The following is a 23,022-nucleotide window of genomic DNA, read 5'->3' as shown; positions in this document are numbered from 1 at the left end:
ATCACTCTCCCTTTTTAAGATATTTTTGATTAATTTCTTGTGCTAATTTGGTGTTACCAATTGATTTGGCAGAATTAGATGCTAGTTGAAAATATTTTTTAGCTTCTTCAAGCTCACCCTCGAATTGAAATATTTTTCCTAAGCCTAAATAGCTTTCAATAACTTGATCTTCTCTTGATATCTCTTTCGATAAGGCTAAGCATTTTCTAAAAATATCCTTTGCTGCATTATAATCATCTGTTTTAAATAATAGACTCCCTTGCAAAGCTAAGCACTTCAAATGTCTGTCATTATCCTTTTCGGCTTTATATATTTCAGCCGCTTTTTCTAACTGAATTAAGCTTTGACTGTATTTATTTTCGGCTTTAAGAATGACAGCGTCTAAAAATAATAGTCCTGCTTCCATTTCCTTTTTTTTATTTAAATCAGATATTGAGATTAAATATTTTTTTGCCTTTTCAGAATAATCCTTTGCCATTTTCATCTTATTTTGTCTTAGGTAAATACCTGAAAGATGTCTTGTGGCTTTGCATGCGATAACAGGATTATTGATTTTGGTTGCGATTTCTAAACCATGCTCTATATTTTTCTTTGCCTCATCATACTCTTTCAAAACAACATATGTCCAACCCAAATCATCTATTAATGTTTCAGCTTGTTTTTCAGGGTTATTTGAGTATGCTGAGGCTGATTCAACCAGTTTGCCAATATTAATTCGCAAACTATATTTACCGGTTACCCATAATGGGCGGCTAAGAACGCTACCTATTTTTATTACTTCCTGCCATTTTTCTTTATCAAATGCAGATTTCAAGTCTAAAAATAAAGTATCGACCACCTGTGCGTCTTCTTCCTTTTGGATTTTCGAGTCCGTACTAATTCTTTTAGCCAATAGTTTAATTCGTTTTAATTCCCCAATAAGACCAAAAAGCAGATTCCCCAAACCAAACAGAAATGAAAAGAATAATATATATAAAAATCCATTAAATTTTGAGTTGGATAATATTTTATAGGAAAAAACCCAATCAATTAGAGATATGATTAACCAAAGAAAACTTAAGCAAGCAACAAACGATATTAGAATTTTCTTAACGTACATTAAATAATTTATTTCTGTATTGGGCATAATTTTTCCTTTCTCCCGTATTCAATTCACGGACAATTCTTCTCCCTAATTTATTGACATAGAGACAATTAGGCGGAACAGTTTTATTAACAATGCTTCCTGCGCCAATTACGGAATTTCGTCCAATTTTGGTCCCAGATAGAATAATACTTCCTGCCCCAATCCAGACGTTATCCTCAATGACTACTGGGGCAACTATATCTCCCTGAAACATATAAGGCACTTCCAGGGAATTAAAAATATGGTTGCTTGATAGAACTATACAATGGGAACCAAAAATAACATATTTACCAATTGTAACTTTGCCTTGGCCCGCAATTAAGCTAAATTGACTTAGGTTAGAGGACCCTTTAAATTCTATCATACCTCCGTAGGCATCTATATATGAGTTCCCCTTAAGATACGTTGATTCTCCTAGAACAATTCCATAAGGGTGATTTTTACTTCTTCCATTTAGAGTAATATCTTTACCAATAAATACGTTAGAACCTATTGATATCTGCCTCTCATTTCTGAAAATGGTACTATGGTGAATCGAAAATGGGTTATTAATATTACCAACGATATTTTGAAAATAGAATTTCATAAAAACATTCTTGAAGAGATTATGAATGCTAAAAACACCTTTAATAAATTTGCCTATTTGGGTAGTTGCCATTTCAATGCTCCATATATCTCATCGCAATCTATGTTATTATCATTCTCCAACCCATCTATAGGTTCGCTTTGATAGTATCCCTCTGCGATTTCGAGTATTTTTAATGCAATAAGCTTCCTAAAGGCAGGATCAGTTTCAGTTTTAAAAGCTTGAATAAAAATTTTCAAATCTTGCTGAGTTTTTGAATGATAGTATTTTATATGTTTTGCTCTATGCTCAATTGGGATTACTCTTTTTTTATTTTTAAAAAGATAATCTTCAATATTAGAGTAGTTTTTTCCAAATTTCATAGCTTCCTATTACCTCTATATTACCTGATGAACATATTTTATTGGTAGTTAGTTTAAGAATTAAACCTTTTGGGGTCTCGAAATAGAAATACTTATCTTGAGCATACCCTTTAAGCTTTTTTGAAAAAATGTTTAATAGGGCAAGCATAACGGATCTGTGTGTAATTAAAATAAAATTTTTTTCTTTAGACAGTAATGAATGAAAACCGTTTGAAATATCATTTTCGTAATCGTAAAGGGAGTCACCCTTTGGAAAACATATTTTGTAACCGTTGCACTGCTTATCTCGAAATCGGACTCTTGTTTCCATCAATGATGGATATTTTTCCCAAGCCGTTTTTTCTTTCAGCCCGGCTAATTCTCCCGGATTTATAGGTGGTAATGACTCTACAACACTATAAGTTAATCCCAAGTGCTCTGCTATTTTTTTAGCAGTTAATTCGGATCTCTTTCTTGGGCTAGTAAAGGGTGTTGAAATCGATGACGCAATTTTAACGTTATCCGACAAATTTTCAGTATGTTAGTAATTGAAAAAGCCTCTGTTTAGTTGTATCTTTCAAGCGCCTAAACAAAAAGGAAACAACACCACAGAGGCTTTATGCATACAAAAAATATCAGGCGAATCATCACAAAGCAATTGAAAAAGAGTTTTCCGAACTGGAAAAAGATGACAAGGAAGTCCAAAAAAGAGCTGACAAAGCAAATCATGATGGAAGTTTTGGATAATTATGATTATTCTCAAACCTTGGACATCCCCATCGAAGAACTCATAGGAGTTGAAGATCAGGCCCCCTCAGCAGAGATTCGTAGCCTTCCTGAGATGGCGTCCTACATTGAAAATTTTCATTCCGACAACCTGTTTCATTTTGACACCCTGAAAAAGCCATACCCTGAAATTGTAGACCCGGAATTGCAGTTTGTTGACCAACTTATAGACAACCAGATTATCAACAGCTTGATTGCGCCTGACGGATATTCCGCTGTGCACAGGGATATTCAACCCTACCAGTTATTTCGGATGGAGCTTTTAAAAATAATCAAATACCCTGAAATCAGTTACAGGAAATTTTGCAGCGATGAATATTTTGGCAGGGAACGAAAGCAAAACAGGCGTTTTGTGAGACTGCCTTTAAATACCAAACACCAGGCAGATCATACTGAATTGTGTCACTTCCGGCGTGGCCTGAATTTCAAACAATTGATGAATGTCCTGGTATATTTCCTCCATCATTTTTATAAATCAGGCTGTCTGGAGAGTGCCGTTATCCATGGTGTTGATTCCAGTGAACTGCCGTCTGAAATCAATTACCCCCTTTGCACAATTCAGGTCAAAGGCAAAAAAATACGAATGTATTCCGATCCGGACTGTGATTGTGGAAAACGCCGGAATAAAAGGGATAAATCGTATTACGTCATTGGCTACCGGCTTCACACCCTAACAGCCATCAACCCATCGACAGGCCATAGTTTTCCATTGGTATCCCTAATCGGGGCGGCAAATCATCATGACAGCCTGTTTTTAAAACCGTTGATCAAGCTTGCTCAAACATTGGGTATTGATATCAAATTGATAACCGCCGACCAGGCTTATCACGATAGTGATGGTTCGGTTCTCAACGAAACCGGTGTCTATGTCGTCACCCCTGCATCGGAGAAAGCCAAACTTCCTGACAACGTTTTGGAATCGCCATTAAGGGTTGCCTGTAATGATTCTTGTGAGATTCCAATGCAGTTTTTGGGATCGACACCGGAAGGCCACGAATTTGGATGTGATGCCGTTCCGGGTGAGTGTGCGTTTGAATCAAATTGTTCAAAATCAAGGATCGTTGATTTTGACAGCGGCTATTTTCAACCAATGCCGATTTTTCATAGCGGATCTCAAGACGCAATCGAGATCCGGAAAAACTGTGAAAGGCCCTTTAATCTGATGAAAAAAAGAGAAGGCCTCGAACAAACACGGGTAAGAAGCCAGCATGGTGTGATTGTCCGATCAACTCTGACGACTATCGTAACATTGTTGATTGAAATGGCCGGAACAAGGCATAAACCAATGAAAAAAGAAGATGGGCAAAAGGAGTTGTTTGCTGCCACAGGATGAATTGAACGTTCAATGCGGGATTTTTTCTGAGCCGATTGATCGGTCGCTATTGGTATATCTGAATACAACAAAGGCCGCCGTCTGAAATAGATTTTATGCGGTAAAAAACAAAACCAGATATTGCTACGGTAAAAGCCGGACAATCTGACATTGGAAAAAAGAATTACAAACGCGTGGGGCACCTATAACGAAACAGAAATTTGAACGGTTTCAACACCCTTTAGTATAAATAACAGAACCACTTCTCCAATATTTATCTAAAAACGTACATAGATGTGATAATTGTTTTTTCCCTTCTCCAGTAAGAGTGTCATTTGAATCCATGGAATCAAATTTATTATCAATATTTTTTTTGGTTTCACAATGTCGGATAATTAAAATTCTCATTTTGAAATCCTTTGTTACATTACATGACAATCGAGTTATACCAGTGACACTCCCTGAACGTTACGATAAGCATGCGACCACGCAGCAAAAAAAATCCCTCGATGCCAGCTCCAGCTTCATCTTATTTGTTGGCGAACCCGATTTATCGGGAGAGCCTTGCACGATGTCTGTCCCTTGGGTAAAAGCAATGAAACCCTCTCTGTCCGCCCCCGTGTGTCCACGTGAACGAGTCTGTAGAATAAGTCATTTTTAGGCGGTAGTCATTTGCCGCTATGAAATTATTCTCAGCCTCTTGTTTTTTATTATTCTATGTTAATTCTGTCGTTAAAATCGATTACGCTATTGTAACTGTCTCTTAAGACCGCAATATCAGCCTCTGATAAAGAGAGATCTGTTCCCCCATGCCCTTCCTTTATGTGGCTGGGATCGAACCATACCGATGTATCTTTTTCAAATTATGCAAAGCGCAGAACAGCAGCCATTGACAATTAACCTTGATTTTCCCTCTCAAAGTGAACCTGTCCAACTTTATCGTATGCCGAATATGGCCAAACACCGGTTCTACTGTCCCGAGCCGCTTGGAATAAATCATCCGACCCAAGGCGGAGTCGATTTTTTGTTTCATCCTTTCCGTGGCTGTGTCCGGGGCATCTTTGTTCTTTGTCCCGCTATGAAAATATGCCACCGATCTCTTGGGAGATCTGTCTGGATGACGAAGGCATTTTGATCTGAGCTTACAAGGGCCGCAAGCGGATTTAGGCGCCTTGAATCGCGTTACAAAATTGCCATGGGTATCGAAACCTCTGCCACTTCGGTAAAGCCGCTTTCCGGCCGGACACATGCAAAATTTAAAATCAGGATCAAAATAGAAGTCTTCTTTTGAATACAATTGGGATTTTTTCCGTTTTCCTGCGATCTCTTTACGATGCCTTTCTTTGTAGCGGTCATTATCTTTAAACCGGGGATCTCGTTTGCGGAACCGGTTATCGGCCACATAGGCGTCAATCCCTTCTTTAGCCAGCATATCCATATTGTCCTTGGTGTGAAATCCGCTGTCTGCTGTCAAAAGGGTCTTTTCAAAAACACTATCTTCCAGATTGCCCTTTGTGGATTCAATCATCGGTTTCAACAAATCCTGTTCTGGCCCTTTTCCATAGGCTTCGGCACCCACAATCACTTGATGTTTGCTGTCCACCATGGCCAGGCCGTTGTATCCCTGGATATAACCCTTTGATGATTTCATTTTGGCAGAATCGTTATCAGTGATGTTGGACTTTATGGGTTTGCCACCGGCACCCGGTTTATCATCATTGTCGTTTACCCATTCACGGATCTTTTTAATCTGCTTTTGAAGCGTTGCCATATACTTTGCATCGGACTCGATGATATTGTTTTTCTCTTCAATGTCATCGATTTGCCGGTGCTTTTCAATGATATGTTCTATGGCTTTTTCAAGTTTAAGGGCTTTTTTCTTAAAATCGGCCTTGGTGCCGCTCCATTCCTTTGAGGCATTGGAAGGCAGCTTACAGCCGTCCACAGCAAACATTTCCCTGCCGATCAGGTTCATCTCATCGCAGATAAGGATGATTTCTTGAAACAGAGCGACAGCCTCTTCATCCTGGCTGGAAACAAAATCAGCGATGGTCGTGAAATGAGGTCTTGTATGAGCGGACAGGGCCATGAAGATAATGTTTTCTTCGCAGCATTGGGAGATTTTCCGGCTGGATGTGATCCCCCTTGAATAAGCATAAAGAATTATTTTTAAAAGGATCCTGGGATCATAGGCAGGAGCCCCGGTATCATCGTTTTTATACCGTTTGTCGAAAACACTCAAATCCAGTTCATTGTCAATCAAATGACTGAGGGTATATTCGAATGTGCCCGGCAGGATCTGTCTGTCAAAATAGACCGGAAGGAAAACACCTTGATCGTATGAATAGTCTTTATATTTGGCCATTTTTTACTCTTGTCTGGTCTGCGGTTTTTCTATCTGTTTTGAAGAAAAATCTAGCACAAATTGATAAGAATCTCCAGTGCTTTCAGGCTTTTTCTACAGCCTCAACATTTAAGTTAAGCGGCTGCTGAACAGCCAAAAAAAAATCTTCAACGGTGATGCCCGACTTCAACTTAATTGTTAAATTAACCCGATTTCCGGTTCGATCTGGCACGATATTTTCCCTTGGGTAAAAGTAAGTTTTCTCTCCATCGTCCGCCCGAAGGGCTTAATTTAACAAGTAATTGAGCGGTTGTCCGTTTATCCGTTTATTATCTGACTGCTAACCGCATATCCTGAAAATTTTAATGATAACCAACCAAGTGAAGACCGCTTGGGCTAAACCCGAAAATCAACTTAATTGGAGATTAACCTTACTTCGGGTTTCATTACAAGCCCATCCTAAAAATTCAATTTTATACATGGTTGAATTTGTTATAAAATCTGATTTGCCAGCAATCAGTAATCCAAGGTCAATATCCGCCCCTTTGTAAAAGAGAAGAAAAGCTTTTTATCTGCGATCTGGATGCCATCGGCTAAATCGTCTTTGCTTTTTCCTGCCGCTTTTAGACATCCGGGGCAAGCCATGAGGATCACTTTTTTGGCTTTAAGAGCTGTCAAAGATTCCTTTGACGAAGGAAAATGTGAAAAAGTAATGTTTTCTGAATCCGATAGAACCGCATTAACTGCTTTGATGTCGAAGTAAACGAGAACATCGTGATCAACGGCCATCATGTTTGCCATATTCAGAGCCATCAATAAACGGTGGGGATCATCTTTGCCGTGACTGATATGAAGGAGTACTCCATCCCTATACGATTCTGCTAGTGCCTCACTAATCACGCCAATTACCAGCATTCCGGTTAAAAGGACTGCCGCCACAAGTACAGAAATTCTTTTCATTTTGGTTCTCCTTTTTTTGAGGGATTGATGAATAAATAATTAAATGGGTTCGAATATCATGAATAGCCGAATATTTTATAATACTCAACTGAATTGAAGGTTAAACATCCCTTGCCGAAAAAATCAACTATCAGTTTAAATATATTAACATGGCAATTAAATAGCCGATTATTTAGCAGAGATTATTTTAACAAATGTACTGTTTATAGCTATTCTCAGTGCTATCCTTGTTAAAGTGTTCATGTATTTATTTGCCGGAGTAATATTATAGTCCTGCCGTTCACTAAAATTATGACTATAGATTTTATCCAAATGGCCTGACAGCCATGATGTATGGATCGTATTTTGTCCGGGGCCGGCTATCCTAACCCGAAGAGGAAGTTGATACCGGCGTCTTGGCCACATCGCTTTCCGGTGAAGCGTTGCTGCCGTTGTTTGCCGCCGGCATGGGCTGGCCGTATCCCCCGACCACCTGCTGAGCCACCCCGATAACCATAAAGGCATCCGGATCCACCGTGGCGATGGCATATTTCAAATCCGCCACCCGGGAACGGAGTACCGTACAGAACACCATGGTCCTGGGATTTCTTGAATAGCCGCCCTCAATGGGCCAGAGGGTAACCCCCCGTCGAAGTTGATGAAGAATGGCCCACCGGACATCATCAGGCCTTTGAGTTACGATGGTGGCGGTTCGAACCTGGGAAATCCCCTCCAGAATAAAATCGGAGAACACGCCGCACAGCACCAGGGTCAGGGTTGCCAGCAGCGCCACTTCCCAGTTGAAGATGATACCGGCTATCAGGATAATGGTGCCGTCAGTAAATAAATAGCATTGGGACATGGGATATCCCAGACGCTCATAGATGATCCGGGCCGGAATGGAAGAACCACCGGCCGTACCCCCGGCCCGGTAGACCATCCCTATACCGATGCCGAAAAGTACCCCGGCATAGATGGAGGCCAGAAGCATATCCCCGGTAATTGGCCAGGTGGCGTTGAGCTGTGGCAGGTAATGGTTGAAAAGATCCGTCCCCAGTGAGAAGCAGATCACCGACATTACAGTGGAATAGACAAACCGCCATCTCCCCAGGTAGAAAAAACCGAGAACCACAAGCGGGATATTTAGGGCAAGAACGGTCAATCCTACCGGGAATCCGGTGAAATGGTTGAGAATAATGCCCACACCGGAGATACCGCCGGCCGCCAGATTAAAAGGAACCTGAAAGAGTACGAATCCGAGGGCCGCCACCAGGCTGCCCACCACAATCTGAGACTGTCGCCAGATGAACCGCCACGCGGCAGCGACTCGAGGCTGTCTGAATTTTTCCTTAATTTTTTCAGGTACACGCGAACGTCTGCGGTTTTTCGAAAATTCATTATTGACTTGAGCAAAGGCCATGGCAAGGATCCTTGTTCAGAAGTTTGTTAGATATTTTTGAGAGACGAAACCTACCATAAATTCAATAGAGCGGCAAACGATAGTTTCCGCTGGGGCTTTGCAATAAATGAAAATTGAATGGGAACAGGGAAGAGTTCTGACCGGGAAGGGGATCCGGGGCATCGTCGTGATTGGCAGCCTGATCTCCAGCTTGCAGACATTTTTTATCAGAAAGCTGATGAGTTGGAAAAAGCCTTTAATGATAGACACAGCTATCGCTTTCTAAAACGGCGAAACTGCCCCAGACGGTCTAATATGTTGCGTTCCCATGATTTGTCTCCATCGGTCACTATTTTGCTTTTTTGGGAAGATATAATAGTTGTGTTTCTATCTCCTCTTCCAGAGCTGAATCCAATAATAAATTTGAGTGTATCACTATGGGGATCTATATGATTTTTTTGAGTTACCCACCGAAAGAGAACAGACCAGAAAAAGCAGGATATGAAACATAAAACCAAATAATAAATAATAGCAAAATTAAATTCATTCATACGATAAGCGATAAATGCAACCAAAAGAGTGCACATTACAGCAGCTATAATTGGGTTTTTTTTCCCGATGAATGCGGATAGAAAAAAAGTAACAAAAACTACGGAAAAGAAGTTGATATATTGAACGTCCATAATTAGTCCTTCGATATCAATGGGTTTCTATTTCAATAGTCTGTAAGATTAGAATGATCATTCTTAAACAAGAGTGGGGTATATTATATTATAATTTAATGATAATCTCAACTTTCGTTAAAAAACGTGAAGCTATAAAGCGGGCAATCCTAGTATACAGACTCAGCTCTTTGAATAAAATCCCCACACCATATGTTATGACTGATCCCAGGCCATAAAAACCCATATAGTCCATTCTCATGACAGCCGGGGAATATCAAAAATCAAATTTATATTCTCCCTATTTTTAAAAGAGATACCATGAGACATCCGTCGTTTACTTTCAGCCGAGGGTATGCCATATTTCTTAAGGTTATTTGTACAAAAAGGACCTCCACACTTGAAGGGTAAGGGCATTGGGAAAAATGGAAGGGGCTCTCCCTTTTTTCCGGCGGCGGTCCTGAAATGGAATGAAGAAGTTGATCCTAAGGATATATCATGAAGATTCAGGTTATTAAAAGTATAGTGCAAGGGGGAAAGGCGTTGTTTCTTTTCCTCTTTTGTCTTTTTGCTCTTTCGTTTTCCGCCCAGGCGGAGGAACTTCCGGACGGGCTCTACGCCCGGTTTGAAACCACCAAGGGGATGATCCTGGCCAAGCTTTTTTATAAGGAGGTTCCCTTGACCGTGATCAATTTTGCCGGTCTGGCTGAAGGAACCAAAGACTCCAATCAGGCACCCGGGAAAAAGTTCTATGACGGTCTGAGCTTTCACCGGGTGATTCCCGATTTCATGATCCAGGGGGGAGATCCCGAAGGAACGGGCAGGGGAGGGCCGGGCTACCGATTCCCCGATGAATTTCATCCCTCATTGAAGCATGACTCTCCGGGCATCCTGTCCATGGCCAATTCCGGCCCCAATACCAATGGAAGCCAGTTCTTCATCACCCATAAGGCCACCCCGTGGCTCGATTTTAAGCATGCGGTATTCGGAAAGGTGGTCAAGGGGCAGAACGTGGTGGATGCCATTCAAAAGAGGGACAGGATCATCCATTTGACCATTCTCAGGAAGGGAAAGGAAGCAGAAGCGTTTAAGACGGATCAGGCTTCTTTTGACGCCATTATCCGGGAACGGAAACAGGAAAAGATGGCCCGCCGGGAAAAGGATCTTGCCGCATTCAAGGAAAAGATGAGGGCCAAATACCCCGATGCCGTGTCCGTGGATCCGGGGCTCCTTTACGTGGTTCTTAAGCCGGGAACCGGTGCAGGGGTGAAAAAGGGGGGCCGGGCCAGCGTTCATTATACCGGACTTTTGGAAAACGGGAAAAAATTCGACAGCTCCCGGGACCGGGGAACCCCGTTCCAGTTCAACCTGGGAAAAGGGGAGGTGATCCGGGGCTGGGATCTGGGGATCGCCGGCATGAAAAAGGGAGAGCAGCGCCGGCTGATCATTCCCTATCCCCTGGCCTATGGAGAATCCGGATATCCCGGAGTGATTCCGCCCAGGGCGACTCTGATCTTTGACGTGGAGCTGGTCGACTTACAATAGTTTCGGTCAGGGCAGGCGCATCTTCCCCATATCCCTGAGAATTCTTCGCTGGCGGTCTTTTACGTGGGCGCTGGGATGGGTAACCGACCATTTGTGGGGGCTGGGAAGAACCGCCGCCATCAGGGCGGCCTGGCTGCGGCTGAGTCCTCCGGCATCGGTTGAGAAATATTTCCTGGCCCCGGCCTGGGCTCCGACCACGCCGGTGCCCCAGTCCACCGTGTTTAAATAGATCTCCAGGATCCTTTTTTTATCCCAGAATAATTCCATGAGAAGGGTGTACCAGGCTTCGGCCATCTTTCGCAGGGGATTCCTCGAGGCCGGAAGAAACAGGGACCGGGCCGCCTGCATGGTAATGGTGGATGCCCCCCGGAAGGTCTGCTTTTCCACCATATCCCTGATGACGATTTTTATTTCCTGGAAGTCAAATCCGTTATGGATCAGGAACCTCTGGTCTTCAGAGGCCATGACGGCCCTTTTGAGAGAGGGGGAAATCTCTTCAATGTCCTGCCAGACATAGACGGGTTTTACATACCGGGTTTCCCAGATTTCAAAGGAGAGCCTTTCCCAGATCATGTTCACGGTGACCGGGGGATTGAAATACCCGAAGAACAGGACCTGACAAAGAGAGAGAAGTACCAGAACCAGGACAAGCTTGAAAAGCATTTTCCAGATCCAGATGATGATCCCGGGTCTCTTTTTTTTCCCCACTGCCCCTTCCTTGATTTTCTGCTGTTCCGGATGGATAAACAATCCCGTCTTTTTTTTGTCCCAGGGTTCTACAAAGAATCAGACTCAATGTCAATCGGCCTGAACAGAAAGGGGTTCAGGATTTTTCAGGCAGTGAGCTCTTTGGCCCCGGCTTCCCGGATTTCCCGGATTTTTGCCAGTATCCTGTCATCCAGGGGGGGGACCTTATGGCTGTCCAGAATCTGGGCCAGCCGCTCCTGGATCCTTTGGGCCATATCCTTTTCCCCCTTGGCCTGCCATTTTTCATAGGGTTCCCGGGTCAGGAGCCGGGAGTTCCATACTGCATTCCGGCAATGGGCCAGGGTATGTCCATGGGCCAGGAAATGGCCTCCCGGTCCGATATCATCGATGACCTGGCGGGCAATGGTCTCCTGGTCCACCCGGATGCCCTCCATGAATTTCCGGGCCATTCCGATGGCTTCGTTGCCCAGGACCAGCTGGGCCGGGGAGCAGACCATGGCCTGGTCAAGGTATCCCACATCATGGATCAGGTTAAGGCCGGACAGGGCCTGGGTGATGATGGAGAACCCGCTTTCAAGGCCGGCCTGGGCATCCACGCTTTTTGAATCGCTGCATCCGGCATAGCCCCAGGTGGGAAGATCAAAGGACTGGGCCACTTCTGCCTGGGCGCATATCCCCAGGCTCATCTCCGGGTATCCCACCCCGAATACCCCCGAGGACATGTTCAGGATCTGGACATTTCCGGAGAGGCAGACCGGGCAACCCGGCTGCCGAAGCTGGGCCAGAACCAGGCACATGAGGGATTCCGCCGTGATCAGAGTGATCACCCCGGCCATGGTCATGGGGCCTGTGGCCCCCATCTGGACAGCGGGTCCGGGGACCTGGGGAATGAAATGATCGGCCGCGGCAAAGATCCGGTCAATGGTTTCTTCGGGCTGGACCAGGGGGGAGATGGGCTCGGGATAGAGGGCCAAAAAGGGCTTTTGCCTTAAGTTGTCCATGCCGCCGGCAACCTCGGCCGCCATTTCCAGAACCAGTTCCGTTCCCCTGCCCGAGTACCCGATAAATACGATGGGTTTTATCGTATTGGTGACCACGGCTTCGAATTCATAGAGATCCGCGGCAATGGAGGGGACATCCTGGGATGAGCCCATGGGCATGACCCAGTCGATGTGCTCACAGGCATCGGCCACCCTGGCTCCGATGCCGATATCTTCCACGGTTGTGGGATGGATTTCACCGGTCCGGGCATCCTTGGTCCGGGGGCTTCCCGTGGAGGTTCCGTAATAGCTTTTCCGGCCTTCCACCTCCAGGGCCCGGTTCCCGTTGCGGTCGTAAAGGGTAAATCCGTTGGGGGCCGTTGCCAGGCACTGCTTGACGATGAACTCGGGAACCCTTACCCGCTCGCCCTTTACAACGGCTCCGGCCTTTTTGAGCATCTTTCTTGCCCCGGCATGGAGAACCTTGAACCCCGTGCTGTACATGAGGTCAAAGGCGGCCCGTCGGATCTCGTATATCTGGTCCTGGGTTAGGATTTTAAGAAAGGGCTGGCCTGCCTGGATGGATCCCGAGTTGATCATGTTCCCTCCTGAAATTGAAAGTTTTTAAACGGATCTTAGAAAGTAATAGCCCTTGTTTTTTTTAAATGTCAAGGATGTATTTGGGTTTAATATATTTTATAGCATTGTTTTTTGTGCTATGCATAAATTTTTTATGAATATGGTTTGTTGATCAAGACCGGATTCCGGTCCGGGTGCAGGCGGTCTCGGATCAGGAATGAATGTTCTTGTTTTCCGGGTCCAGTTGGGAGGCCGCCACAACCCGGTTCCGGCCCAGGTGCTTGGCCCGGTAAAGGGCTCTGTCCGACTTCTTCAGGGCATCTTCAATCTTGGTATCTTCTTCATTGAGTTCGGCGATGCCGATGCTCACGGTAAACTGGAAGGATTGTCCGTCCTCGCTCACAACCGCCCGGGACAATTTTTTCCTCAACCTTTCCGCCACCTGGAATCCTTTTTTCTCTTTTGTTTCCACAAGCACGGCTGAGAATTCTTCCCCTCCGACCCTTCCGAAAAGATCATTCTCCCTGAGAACGGTGAGACAGATCTCGGTCAGCAATTTCAGGGCCAGATCTCCCATGTGGTGGCCGAAGGTATCGTTGATGTCCTTGAAATGATCAATGTCGATCATCAGGGTGGAAAGAGGATGGTTGTACCTTTTGCAACGGGCCAGTTCGGTTTCGGCCTGTTCCATGAAGCTGCGCCGGTTATTGGCCCCTGTCAGGGGATCGGTCAGGGCCAGGATCCGGATCTCCTCTTCCATCTGCTTGAGATCCGTAATGTCCCAGTTGACCCCGATCATTCTGATTACGAGGCCGTTGTCATTGAACTGGGGAAGGGCCGCCCCCCGGATGTTCCGTACGGTCTTGTTGGGCCGGATGATCCTGAACTCTCCGTTAAAACGGCCGCCTTCCCTGGCGGCCCGGTCCAGGGCCTGGATTGTTTCCTGAGTATCCTCCGGATGGATCCTCCTTTTCCAGTCCTGAAAAGATCCGCTGAAATCCCGGCCTTTGATCTTGTAGATGTCCATCATCCGGCTGTCCCAGACCATTTTATTCTTTTTGACATCCCACTCCCACACACCGATTCCGCCGGCAGCCGTGGCCAGGGTGAGGCGGTCCGAGACCTCCTGAAGGGTTTCCCGGGTCCTTACCCGGTCTGATATGTCGGTACAGACCAGGGCAATGGTATCAATTTCATTTTTCCGGTTATAGATGGGAGACAGGCCCTGGTCCGTCCATATCTTCATCTTATCCTTTCCCTGCATCAGACGGTCTGCCCGGTTGGATTTGATCTCGCCCCCGGAGAACTCCTGGAGCACTGCCCTGGCATCACCCATGAATTCCGGAGCCAGCAGCTTTAAATAGTTCTGACCGATCAGGGAATCCGAGTCCTGGAATCCGAGCATCTGGGTAAAAAAGGCATTGGCGTTCCGGACAATCCCGGTTTTGTCCAGCAGGGCAATTCCGCATCCCATATTGTCAAAGAGTCCCCTGAACAGGGCCTCACTTTTTGACAGGGCCTTTTCCATAAGACGTCTGTCCGTAAGATCCATGTGGGTTCCCACCATTCTCACCGGCCTGCCAAAACCGTCCCTGGCAACCAGTTTGCCCCGGCTCAGAATCCATTTCCACTGGCCGGTTTTGGTTTTGAGACGGAAATCCACCTGAAAGGACTTGCCCAGATCGTGGCTTCGGTCAATCAGGCTTTCCACCCGCTCCAGATCATCGGGGTGGACAAGGCTTTGCCAGGCCTCCCGGGTGGGCGGGAATTCACCCGGATCATATCCCAGCATGGTGTAGTATCTGGGACTGAAAAAGGATTTTTTCCTGTTGATATTCCAGTCCCATATGGCGTCGCTGGTGGCCTCCAAAGCCAGGGCCAGCCTTTCTTCATTTAATTTAAGGGCTTCCTGTGCCCGGGTCTGTTCGGTGATATCGGTAACCACCACCACGCTGCCTTCAAATTTTCCGGATAGATCCAGCATGCCCGAACGGATCACCCGGAAGACTTTGGGTCGGTTGTCAATCCGGATTTTGATTTCAAGGGGTTCAGGCCGGAGGCCTGGACTGGCGGGCGGAGAAAAAACCGGGCTGAGCCATGGCAGCAAAGTCTCCAGGACGGTTCCCTTGAATCTTCCCGGATCTCCATGCCCGGGGATTTTTCCCGCTTTGATCAGGTCCGTACCGGCCGGATTGATGTTCTGGATCATCCCCTGGGCATCGACCAGAAAGACCGGATCGGAAAGGCTTTTAAACAGGGTCAGGTATCTGTTCTTGTCATTGGTCAGATCCCTGTTGGTCTTCTGGAGCTCGTCAATGATCCGGTCTTCGGGAACTTTGTTCCATTCGGCGCACAGGGCCAGTTCAAAAAGGTCAAAGCAGCGGACAATGAAGAGGTCGCACCGGTACCTGGTTTCATGATCTTTGATTTTTTTCCGGATCAGGTCCTGATAGGTCTGGCGGTAGTACTTTAAGAGTCCCAGAAACATCTCAAGGCGGATCCCCCTTTTCCGGTGGCGGCCGGCTTCAATAATCCCGAACCGGGCAATGGGATTTTCTGTATAGGTGTCGTCCGGGGAAAATTCGGGGAGCCGGTCGCCCAGAAGATCAATGGCCTGGATAACGGCTTGGGACAGGCCTGAAATGGAAAGTTGCCAGGCGTTGATAAGGGGGGAAGAATACCGGGTATATCCCTGTTGCTTGGCATAGTCCAGGATCTTTTCCATGAGCCATTGTTCATGGGAAATCAATAGATTTTTTAATTCGTCCAAACGAAAAAAATTCCCGGTTGCGGCAGGACTTGCCTGATTTGTCATCGCCATTCAACCCGAACGGCTTGTTAAATTGCCTTTGTATTCCTTTCAATATCTCGTTTTGGACGATTTAAGTCAAGCAAAGAATCCTGGGATCCCATCCTGATCCGGGCTGGGTGGAACATAATTGTACCCTCTTTTTTCCTAAATTTAAATTGGACAGGGAGGGGGTAAAATTGTATGTAAGAGTCTATTTGAAAACGGAGATGAAAAATTTGTCGGAAAAATTGGAAAATAGAATCGGGAAGGCCTTTCTGAGCGCCATTCCCGAGCCGTTTTTTATATTTGATGAAAACGGGGTCTATGTCAAAGTCTTTGGCGGGGCAGACATGGAAAAGTACCATGACGGAACCCATCTGACCGGCAGGCAGATACATGAGGTCATGGATAGTGAACTGGCCGATCTATACCTGTCCCAGATTCAAAAAGCCATCCGGTCCGAAAAGGTTTTAAATTACGTTTATCAATTGTCAGCCAAGGACATCAAAGGTTCTGAAACCTTACCCGGACCCGAGGGACCCCAGTGGTTTGAGGCACATATCTCTCCCCTGGAGAAGATGGAAGGCCTGCCCCGCATGGTGATCTGGATCGCCTTCAATATTACAGAATCCGTGGAAACCCTTAAAGAGAAAGAGGCCTTGATTCTGGATTTGAAAAAGGCAAACAAAGAGATAAAATCCCTGAGGGGAATCCTGCCCATCTGCGCCAGATGCAAAAAGATCAGGGATGATGAGGGATATTGGAAGCAGATCGAAGGGTATATCCAAAAACACTCCCAGGCCTCTTTCAGCCACGGTCTCTGTCCCCGGTGCTCCGACGAACTCTATGAAGGACAGGCGTGGTATGCGAGGATGAAAGAGAAGAAAGCAAAAGCCGGTCCCGGGATCCAGGATCCGTCATAAAAAAAGGCCCTTCCCGTTATATCCGGGAAGGGCCCTTGTTTCTATACTGAATTAAAACATCTTTTCAACGGTTTCCATGGCCAGGCCGAATACCTTGTCATTGAACCGGGATTTCAGGGCCAGGGTCAGCATATCTTTGGTGACGGCGATATTCCTGGCAGCAATCAGACCCAGGGAAGCCAGGGCCCAGTCCTGTTTTTTGATCTTAAGTGCCTTGAAATCGATTTCCTCCACCCGGGCCGGGGTTTCGGGAATGGTTACGGATTTTTCCTTGAGCACAAAGGTAGAGGGCGCAAGGGTCTGGAATATTTTTTTCCTCCGGGCCACGCCTTCATCGCTCAGGGCCAGGACAACCGTGGGGGATTCAATGCCGGTGTATCCGATTTCTTCGGGGGTAAGCAGAATCTCGGATACGGACTGCCCCCGGAGAACGGTGATGTTGTAGTCGTTTTTTATGGATGCGTTCATGCCTGCTGAAATGCCGGCATGGCAAACAATATCCCCGGCCGTAACAATTCGCATGCCCGCAGACCCCAGGATGACGATTTCCTGGCGTCCGGGATCGGGCAGATCAAACTGGGATTCAATCACCAGGGGTTCGGGGAATCTGGATTCCTTTTTGGCCAGTTCCCGGTAGAGCTCTCCGTATTCAGGACGCTGGTTTTCCTCAACCACGCCCCCCGGGACAGGGTTCTTTTCGATCATCTGGTCAATGGATTTTACGGTGAGCTGGTTTCTCTTGGTATACCTTCCCGTACACAGTCCCAGGGTCTCCACAAGGGAAAATCCCTTGTGCTGCATGGCCTTTACCAGTTCTTCAGGCAGTTTGGGGTCATGTCCCGAGCACTTGGATATATAGGTGGCCCCTGCGCTTTTTGCCACGGAGCAGATGTCAATGGGGATCTCGGCCCGGTTCAGGAATTCCGATCCCACCACGGCGTCATTGGGGGTGGTGGCCGAGTACTGGCCCCCGGTCATGCCGAAGTTGAAGTTGTTGAGAACGATCAGGGTAAGGTCCAGGTTTTTCCGGCAGGCGGAAAGCACGTGGGCGCCTCCTATGCCCAAGCCTCCGTCTCCCATGGTCACAATCACGTTGAGGCTGGGATCGGCCAGTTTCAGACCGGCGGCATAGGTCAGGGCCCGGCCGTGAACTCCGTGGAGGGCGTGGACGTTGAAAAAGGTGTCAAACAGGCCGGAACATCCGATGTCGGTGACAATGGCGATTTTGTCGGCCTCAAGCCCCATGTTTGAAAAGGCCTTGTCCAGACCCTTGGTGATCCGTTCATGGGTGCATCCGGGACAGAAAACAGGGGGCCGGTCTTGATTTATAAAACTAGTCATTTTCAATCACCTCCATAATCCGGGACGGCGGAATCAGAATTCCGTTCATCTGGCCGTAAAAATCAATCTCTTTTCCGCACAGAACCCGCCGTATTTCATTGACGTACTGGCCCAGGTTCATTTCGATGACCACGATGCGTTTGAACCTGGCCGCCTTTTCCAGAAGGACCTGTTCGGGAACCGGCCACAGGGTCTTTAAAGAGAGCCAGGATACGGGTTTTGCCTTTTCGGCCAGGGCCTTGGCCGCGTCGGCAACCGCCCGGGAGGTGATCCCGTAGGAGATCACCAGGGTGTCCGTGCCGGGGATGAGATTTTCCTCGTACAGGGATATCCTTTCCCGGGCCGAGTGGATCTTGGTTCTCAGCCGCTGCTGGGTGGCTGTGATCACTTCGGGATCAATGGTGATATAGCCGTCGGGCCCGTGGGTGGAAGAGGTCTGCCTGACCAGGATTTTACCGCCCATGGGGGCAAAGTCCGGGGCCTTGTCCGGCTCTGCTTCAAAGGGGAGATATTTTTCCCCGGAAAAGATCTTTCTCTCCTTCAGGGGAGGAAGGGTCAGTCCGTCCAGGTCAAAACTCTCCTTGGTCATCCCGATTTCCTTATTGGATGCGATGAAGACCGGGCACCTGAACTCCTCGGCATAGTTGAATGCATGCACGGTGAGTTCATAACAGTCCCGGACATCTTTCGGGGCCAGAACAATCACCGGGACCCCGGAGGTGGAGCCCCACCTGAGAAACTGGATGTCTGAATCCGCTGCCCGGGTGGCCGATCCCGTGGAAGGTCCCAGGCGCTGGACATCGGCGATGACCAGGGGGATTTCACTGCCGATGGCAAATGATATATGCTCGCTGTAAAGACTGATGCCGGGGGCGGATGTGGCCGTCAATGCCTTTTTCCCGGCCATGGATGCCCCGATGCAGTATCCCATGGAGGCGATTTCGTCTTCTCCCTGGATACAGATTCCACCCTTGGGGGGCAGCATTTTGAGCATGCTGCTGAATATGGTGGTGGCCGGTGTAATGGGGTAGCCGGCAAAAAAATTGCAGCCTGCGGCCACGGCTCCCCGGGCCACGGCTTCATTGCCTTCCATAAATGTTAAAGCCATTTGTATCTCTCCTTGCTGAATTCCCTAACTTCAAATTAAATATTTGATCATAAATATGATTAAATATATGAACTCATATCCTCTGAACCCGGTTATGTCAAGCAATAAGTGAACGGGAATCCCCAAGAAAAAAGGTTGAAAATCCATAAATTTTATTTGATTTTGGAATAATCTTGGTATAAGGATAATCCTATGAAAACACAAAAAAAACAAATGGCCGGGAAAACCAAGGAGGATTTCACCCAGGAGGCCTATATGGGTATCCGGCGGATGTTTTTTCTCAATGAGATCATTCCGGGCCAGAAGATATCCTACGGGGATCTGGCCAAGCGGCTCAACATGAGCACCACCCCGGTGATCCAGGCCCTCAAACGCCTTGAGTTCCAGGGGCTGGTCAGGCACGAACCCAACCGGGGATACTATACGGAAAACATCAGCCTTGGGGAAATCACCGAGATCTATGAGTTCAGGGAACTTATAGAGGTCTCCCTGCTGCCCCGGACCATTGCATCCATAGGAAAACGGGGGCTGAAAAAATTGAAAAAAGCCCTGGATACCCATTTGGAGGCGGTGCGGGATATCTATCTCAAGGACCGTCTTTTAAAAGATATGGAGTTTCACCTGCTCCTGGCCGAACTCTCCGGGGCCGGGATTCAGTTCAATACCCTCAAGTTTTTATTTGATCTGCTCTATCTGAAATACCGGGGAAACATTCTATTTGTCACCCCCATGGAGACCGTGGACTCCGAGCATATCAAACTCTACGATTATATCGCGGAAAAGAATGTTCAAGGGGCCCAGAAGATCCTGGCCAATCATATTTCCAATGTGAAAAAGCACGCCATCCTGAGTATTGAGCGGATGGACAGGGAGAAAAACATCAAAACAATTTGATGCGTGAACGATAATTCACCCATCTGCGGCGTTGCTGCGGAACTTTAAGATCCTCACTTACTTCAGTACGCTCCGGTCTTAAAATTCCTTGCGCCTTGCATATGGGTAAATTTTCATCCAAACCTTTTCTGGCAGGTGGATTGCGGTTCCCGCCTTTCATCGTTTCTGAAAAATCATTCAGTTTTGTTCAAGTTCAAGGCGGAGAAAAATTTTAACCGGAGGCATACGTAATCGTATTCTGGGGATTAAAATTTTTCTCCAACGCCGAAATCGGTCAAAAGGGGATGGTTTTGCGAAAGCTATGCATAGACCACCCGGGTTTCGGTCTCAATATCCGGATGAAGCTGGTTCTTGACGGCACATCCAGCCATGGCCTTGATAACGGGTTTGATATACTTTTCCGGGAAATCCTGACCCACATGAAGGGTGATCTCAATCCTGTGGAGGAGCTTCTGCTTTTCCTTGAAAAAGACCTCCAGAATCAGTTTCATGTCTGAGGTGTCTATTTTCCTGCTGTCACAGAAGACCTTGGCATAGATTCCGGCGCAGGAGCCAAGGGAGGCCAGAAACAGGGCAAAAGGCTCAGGCGCGGTTTCATCTCCTCCGTTTTGTTTGGATTGATCTGTTTGAATCAAAAAATTTTTGAATTTAATGTCAATTTTCTTGTTTTCGGGAAAGATAATTTCAAAGGGTTCCATTCTTCATTCCTTAATTTAGCTCCAGCCATTCAAACCAGATGGGATAATTTTCCTTATACCAGACCAGAATTGTTCTCAAGGTCTCCTGCTCCTCTTCGGAGATGGTGGCCTTGGGTATTTTTTCAAATTTGAGGACGACCTTGTCCCCGTAGTGCTCCAGCGCCTCTGTACACAGGGTCTGGAGTTCGTTTCGAATCCTTCCCGAGTCGGACACCTTCACGGCCCGGTGCATAAAATCTTCTCCCTTAAAGAACCGGTTGAGCAGGGGGGAGAACACCAGCTTGCTTTCCTCAAGGTTCTCCAGCAGCCGCAGGGCAAAGGTGATCCGCTTGTCCCCTTTCCGGGTGGCCATGCGGACGGTGATCTCATAGGTATCTTCTGAAATCCGGGTGACGCCCGGAGCCCCCGTATAGGGATCGGGAAGCATATACCCGGTGGCGGCCAGGGCCTTCCACTTTTTTTCCGAGATCAGGTCATCTGCGCAGATGGTCCGTTTCCGCAAAGGGATGCCCGCGTTCCTGGCCAGCAGGATACTCTCTCTATAACTTTCCACCAGGTCCGAATCAATTTCCCGGTTGAAAAGCTCCTTTTCAAGCCGGGATGAAAAATCAGGGGCCTCGGGATCCAGCTTCATGGAGGCGGCATCCCTGTCATAGGGCAGGTGAAATTTTGAAGAGAGGACGGCCAGGGATACATCCAGGTCCAGGACCGGCCCCAGACTGGCCGTCTGGATGGCTTCGGCCGAGCCGGCATACCCGTCCACCAGAAAGAGGTGGATCTGGTCCTTCTCGTCTGTCCAGGTGTTTATGGAATAGGTGGGGGCATAGGTTCCGGAATCGGTAAAGGGGGTAAACCCCGTGGGAAGCTCCCAGGCATCGTCCACCAGATGGGCCCCGGCATTTTCCCACTGCTCCCAGAGCGTGCGGATCCGCTGGCCCCTTCCCTTGCCCTTGAGGGTCCAGACATGGATGTTTTCCTCCCGGATTCCGGGATAGGTCTTTTTGATGGCCTCAACCACCAGCCCCCTGGGGGTGAAATAGTTGACCAGGACGGAATCCATGGCTGCGGTTTCCACCACCTCCCTGGGCAGGACCAGACTGCCCATATACCCTTCATACTGGTTGGTGATGGAAAGGGGCTGGTCAAAGAGGTGGAATACGGTCATGGGACCGGTTTCTTCCCCTTTGGCGAACCGGGAGGTATTCTCCAGGGTATCAATGGCCGCCCCCCAGACCGTGACGTCTTTTTTGGCGATGGCCCGCTTAAAGTCCTTCCATCGGTATCCCGGATCATTGATGAGCTTCAGGACACAGGCTTCAAGGAATTTGGCCACCCCCGGCCTGGCGTAGACCCTGCCGAACCCCAGAAGGGGATTGGCCCCCATTTCCGGGGTCTCCCCGGCCTTGGGCATGAGCCCTTCCCCCAGGCAGACCATGATGGCATGGTTCTCCGGCAGGGTTCGGGAAAGATACCAGAGGCTTTCGCTCATGGAGTAGGCAGAGATGGCGTCGGCATCCTTTTTCACCAGGTTAAGGTCTTTTTTCTCCATGCCGGCGCCCTGGCCGTAGCGGCCGAAAAGCCGGGTACCCAGGGCTGTGACCGCCGAGGTCATGGCCAGCATCTTTTCGGTCCTATCGTCTACGAATGAAATGGAACCGGCCAGATCGTCCCCGGCTTTTCCCCGTATCCACTCAATTTTCACATCCTCGAGCCATAGATGAAACCTGCCGAGAATCGGACGGGTATCAAAGGCCCACTGGGAGATCAGATTTTTCTGTTTCAGACTGGTCATGGTTTGCTCCCTTTATATGGGAATCAAGGTTTTACTTAAGTCCTTGCAAAAGTTTCAAATTAGTATCATTTACCGGGAAAACCTGTCAAGAATTAACCCGGAAGGGCAAAAGACATGAAGGTTTGGGTTGACAAAGTGTGGGGACCTGTCCTATCGGTATGCTAAAGC

The 23,022-nt window shown here is 47.4% G+C and carries 21 protein-coding genes; 4 read left to right on the top strand and 17 right to left on the bottom strand.

Going from position 1 to position 23,022, the window contains the following annotated elements:
• Position 1: 1 nt before the first annotated feature.
• The 4 genes from F608_RS0103990 to F608_RS35575 are packed head-to-tail and all read right to left on the bottom strand — an operon-like array spanning position 2 to position 2,582.
• A complete protein-coding gene (locus F608_RS0103990) occupies positions 2 to 1,126 on the bottom strand; it encodes a tetratricopeptide repeat protein (RefSeq protein ID WP_084680971.1) in 1,125 nt (374 codons plus the stop codon).
• Positions 1,089 to 1,784, bottom strand: coding sequence for an acyltransferase (locus F608_RS34380; protein ID WP_022664325.1), 696 nt, complete (start codon positions 1,782 to 1,784; stop codon positions 1,089 to 1,091). Before F608_RS34380 ends, F608_RS0103990 begins: the two co-directional genes overlap by 38 nt.
• Positions 1,766 to 2,074 carry a hypothetical protein gene (locus tag F608_RS0103980; RefSeq protein ID WP_022664324.1) on the bottom strand — a complete coding sequence of 103 codons (309 nt, stop codon included), beginning with the start codon at positions 2,072 to 2,074 and terminating at the stop codon, positions 1,766 to 1,768. Before F608_RS0103980 ends, F608_RS34380 begins: the two co-directional genes overlap by 19 nt.
• Entirely contained in the window at positions 2,049 to 2,582 is a 534-nt protein-coding gene (locus tag F608_RS35575) for a histidine phosphatase family protein (protein WP_084680970.1), read from the bottom strand. Before F608_RS35575 ends, F608_RS0103980 begins: the two co-directional genes overlap by 26 nt.
• Before the next feature lie 90 nt (positions 2,583 to 2,672).
• Between F608_RS35575 and F608_RS0103975 the strand changes: the two genes are divergently transcribed.
• Positions 2,673 to 4,172, top strand: coding sequence for a hypothetical protein (locus F608_RS0103975; RefSeq protein ID WP_022663626.1), 1,500 nt, complete (start codon positions 2,673 to 2,675; stop codon positions 4,170 to 4,172).
• 210 nt (positions 4,173 to 4,382) lie between these two features.
• On the opposite strand, the gene F608_RS36095 is transcribed toward F608_RS0103975, so the two are convergent.
• From F608_RS36095 to F608_RS0103950, 6 genes are all read right to left on the bottom strand, one after another.
• On the bottom strand, positions 4,383 to 4,559 hold the full coding sequence (locus F608_RS36095; RefSeq protein ID WP_153307442.1) for a histidine phosphatase family protein: 177 nt from the start codon (positions 4,557 to 4,559) through the stop codon (positions 4,383 to 4,385).
• A 412-nt stretch (positions 4,560 to 4,971) separates the two neighbouring features.
• On the bottom strand, positions 4,972 to 6,516 hold the full coding sequence (locus tag F608_RS0103970; RefSeq protein ID WP_022664323.1) for an IS1182 family transposase: 1,545 nt from the start codon (positions 6,514 to 6,516) through the stop codon (positions 4,972 to 4,974).
• Between the two features lie 82 nt (positions 6,517 to 6,598).
• Positions 6,599 to 6,727, bottom strand: a complete 129-nt coding sequence (locus F608_RS37090) for a hypothetical protein (RefSeq protein ID WP_279615073.1) — start codon at positions 6,725 to 6,727, stop codon at positions 6,599 to 6,601.
• A 284-nt stretch (positions 6,728 to 7,011) separates the two neighbouring features.
• Complete coding sequence (locus tag F608_RS0103965) at positions 7,012 to 7,455, bottom strand: DsrE family protein (protein WP_022664322.1); 444 nt, start codon at positions 7,453 to 7,455, stop codon at positions 7,012 to 7,014.
• 364 nt (positions 7,456 to 7,819) lie between these two features.
• Complete coding sequence (locus tag F608_RS30640; RefSeq protein WP_022664321.1) at positions 7,820 to 8,854, bottom strand: YitT family protein; 1,035 nt, start codon at positions 8,852 to 8,854, stop codon at positions 7,820 to 7,822.
• Between the two features lie 251 nt (positions 8,855 to 9,105).
• Positions 9,106 to 9,516, bottom strand: coding sequence for a hypothetical protein (locus F608_RS0103950; RefSeq protein WP_022664319.1), 411 nt, complete (start codon positions 9,514 to 9,516; stop codon positions 9,106 to 9,108).
• 477 nt (positions 9,517 to 9,993) lie between these two features.
• Between F608_RS0103950 and F608_RS37085 the strand changes: the two genes are divergently transcribed.
• Entirely contained in the window at positions 9,994 to 11,040 is a 1,047-nt protein-coding gene (locus tag F608_RS37085) for a peptidylprolyl isomerase (protein ID WP_022664317.1), read from the top strand.
• Between the two features lie 6 nt (positions 11,041 to 11,046).
• Here F608_RS37085 and mtgA read toward each other — a convergent pair whose 3' ends face one another.
• From mtgA to F608_RS0103930, 3 genes are all read right to left on the bottom strand, one after another.
• Positions 11,047 to 11,748: a monofunctional biosynthetic peptidoglycan transglycosylase gene (mtgA, locus tag F608_RS0103940; protein WP_244154238.1), complete on the bottom strand. Its 702-nt coding sequence runs from the start codon at positions 11,746 to 11,748 to the stop codon at positions 11,047 to 11,049.
• Positions 11,749 to 11,873: 125 nt separating this feature from the next.
• Entirely contained in the window at positions 11,874 to 13,328 is a 1,455-nt protein-coding gene (locus F608_RS0103935) for a trimethylamine methyltransferase family protein (protein WP_022664315.1), read from the bottom strand.
• A 190-nt stretch (positions 13,329 to 13,518) separates the two neighbouring features.
• Complete coding sequence (locus tag F608_RS0103930; RefSeq protein WP_161626813.1) at positions 13,519 to 16,077, bottom strand: sensor domain-containing diguanylate cyclase; 2,559 nt, start codon at positions 16,075 to 16,077, stop codon at positions 13,519 to 13,521.
• A gap of 257 nt (positions 16,078 to 16,334) precedes the next feature.
• Here F608_RS0103930 and F608_RS34375 point away from each other — a divergent pair, with 257 nt between their 5' ends.
• Positions 16,335 to 17,021, top strand: a complete 687-nt coding sequence (locus tag F608_RS34375; RefSeq protein ID WP_161626812.1) for a PAS domain-containing protein — start codon at positions 16,335 to 16,337, stop codon at positions 17,019 to 17,021.
• A 51-nt stretch (positions 17,022 to 17,072) separates the two neighbouring features.
• On the opposite strand, the gene F608_RS0103920 is transcribed toward F608_RS34375, so the two are convergent.
• Together F608_RS0103920 and F608_RS0103915 are read right to left on the bottom strand one after the other, a co-directional pair.
• Entirely contained in the window at positions 17,073 to 18,362 is a 1,290-nt protein-coding gene (locus tag F608_RS0103920) for a thiamine pyrophosphate-dependent enzyme (RefSeq protein ID WP_022664312.1), read from the bottom strand.
• Positions 18,355 to 19,470: a transketolase C-terminal domain-containing protein gene (locus tag F608_RS0103915; protein WP_022664311.1), complete on the bottom strand. Its 1,116-nt coding sequence runs from the start codon at positions 19,468 to 19,470 to the stop codon at positions 18,355 to 18,357. The genes F608_RS0103920 and F608_RS0103915 overlap by 8 nt, the downstream gene beginning before the upstream one ends.
• A gap of 192 nt (positions 19,471 to 19,662) precedes the next feature.
• On the opposite strand from F608_RS0103915, the gene F608_RS0103910 reads away from it, so the two are divergent.
• A complete protein-coding gene (locus F608_RS0103910; RefSeq protein ID WP_022664310.1) occupies positions 19,663 to 20,364 on the top strand; it encodes a GntR family transcriptional regulator in 702 nt (233 codons plus the stop codon).
• Positions 20,365 to 20,663: 299 nt separating this feature from the next.
• Here F608_RS0103910 and F608_RS0103905 read toward each other — a convergent pair whose 3' ends face one another.
• Entirely contained in the window at positions 20,664 to 21,062 is a 399-nt protein-coding gene (locus F608_RS0103905) for an OsmC family protein (RefSeq protein WP_022664309.1), read from the bottom strand.
• Between the two features lie 10 nt (positions 21,063 to 21,072).
• Positions 21,073 to 22,854 carry a hypothetical protein gene (locus F608_RS0103900; RefSeq protein WP_022664308.1) on the bottom strand — a complete coding sequence of 594 codons (1,782 nt, stop codon included), beginning with the start codon at positions 22,852 to 22,854 and terminating at the stop codon, positions 21,073 to 21,075.
• Positions 22,855 to 23,022 lie beyond the last annotated feature (168 nt).

Origin of the sequence: Desulfospira joergensenii DSM 10085 (genome assembly GCF_000420085.1) — a bacterium.
Classification (GTDB): Bacteria; Desulfobacterota; Desulfobacteria; order Desulfobacterales; family Desulfobacteraceae; genus Desulfospira; species Desulfospira joergensenii.
This window is presented reverse-complemented; position numbering and strand designations above follow the sequence as displayed.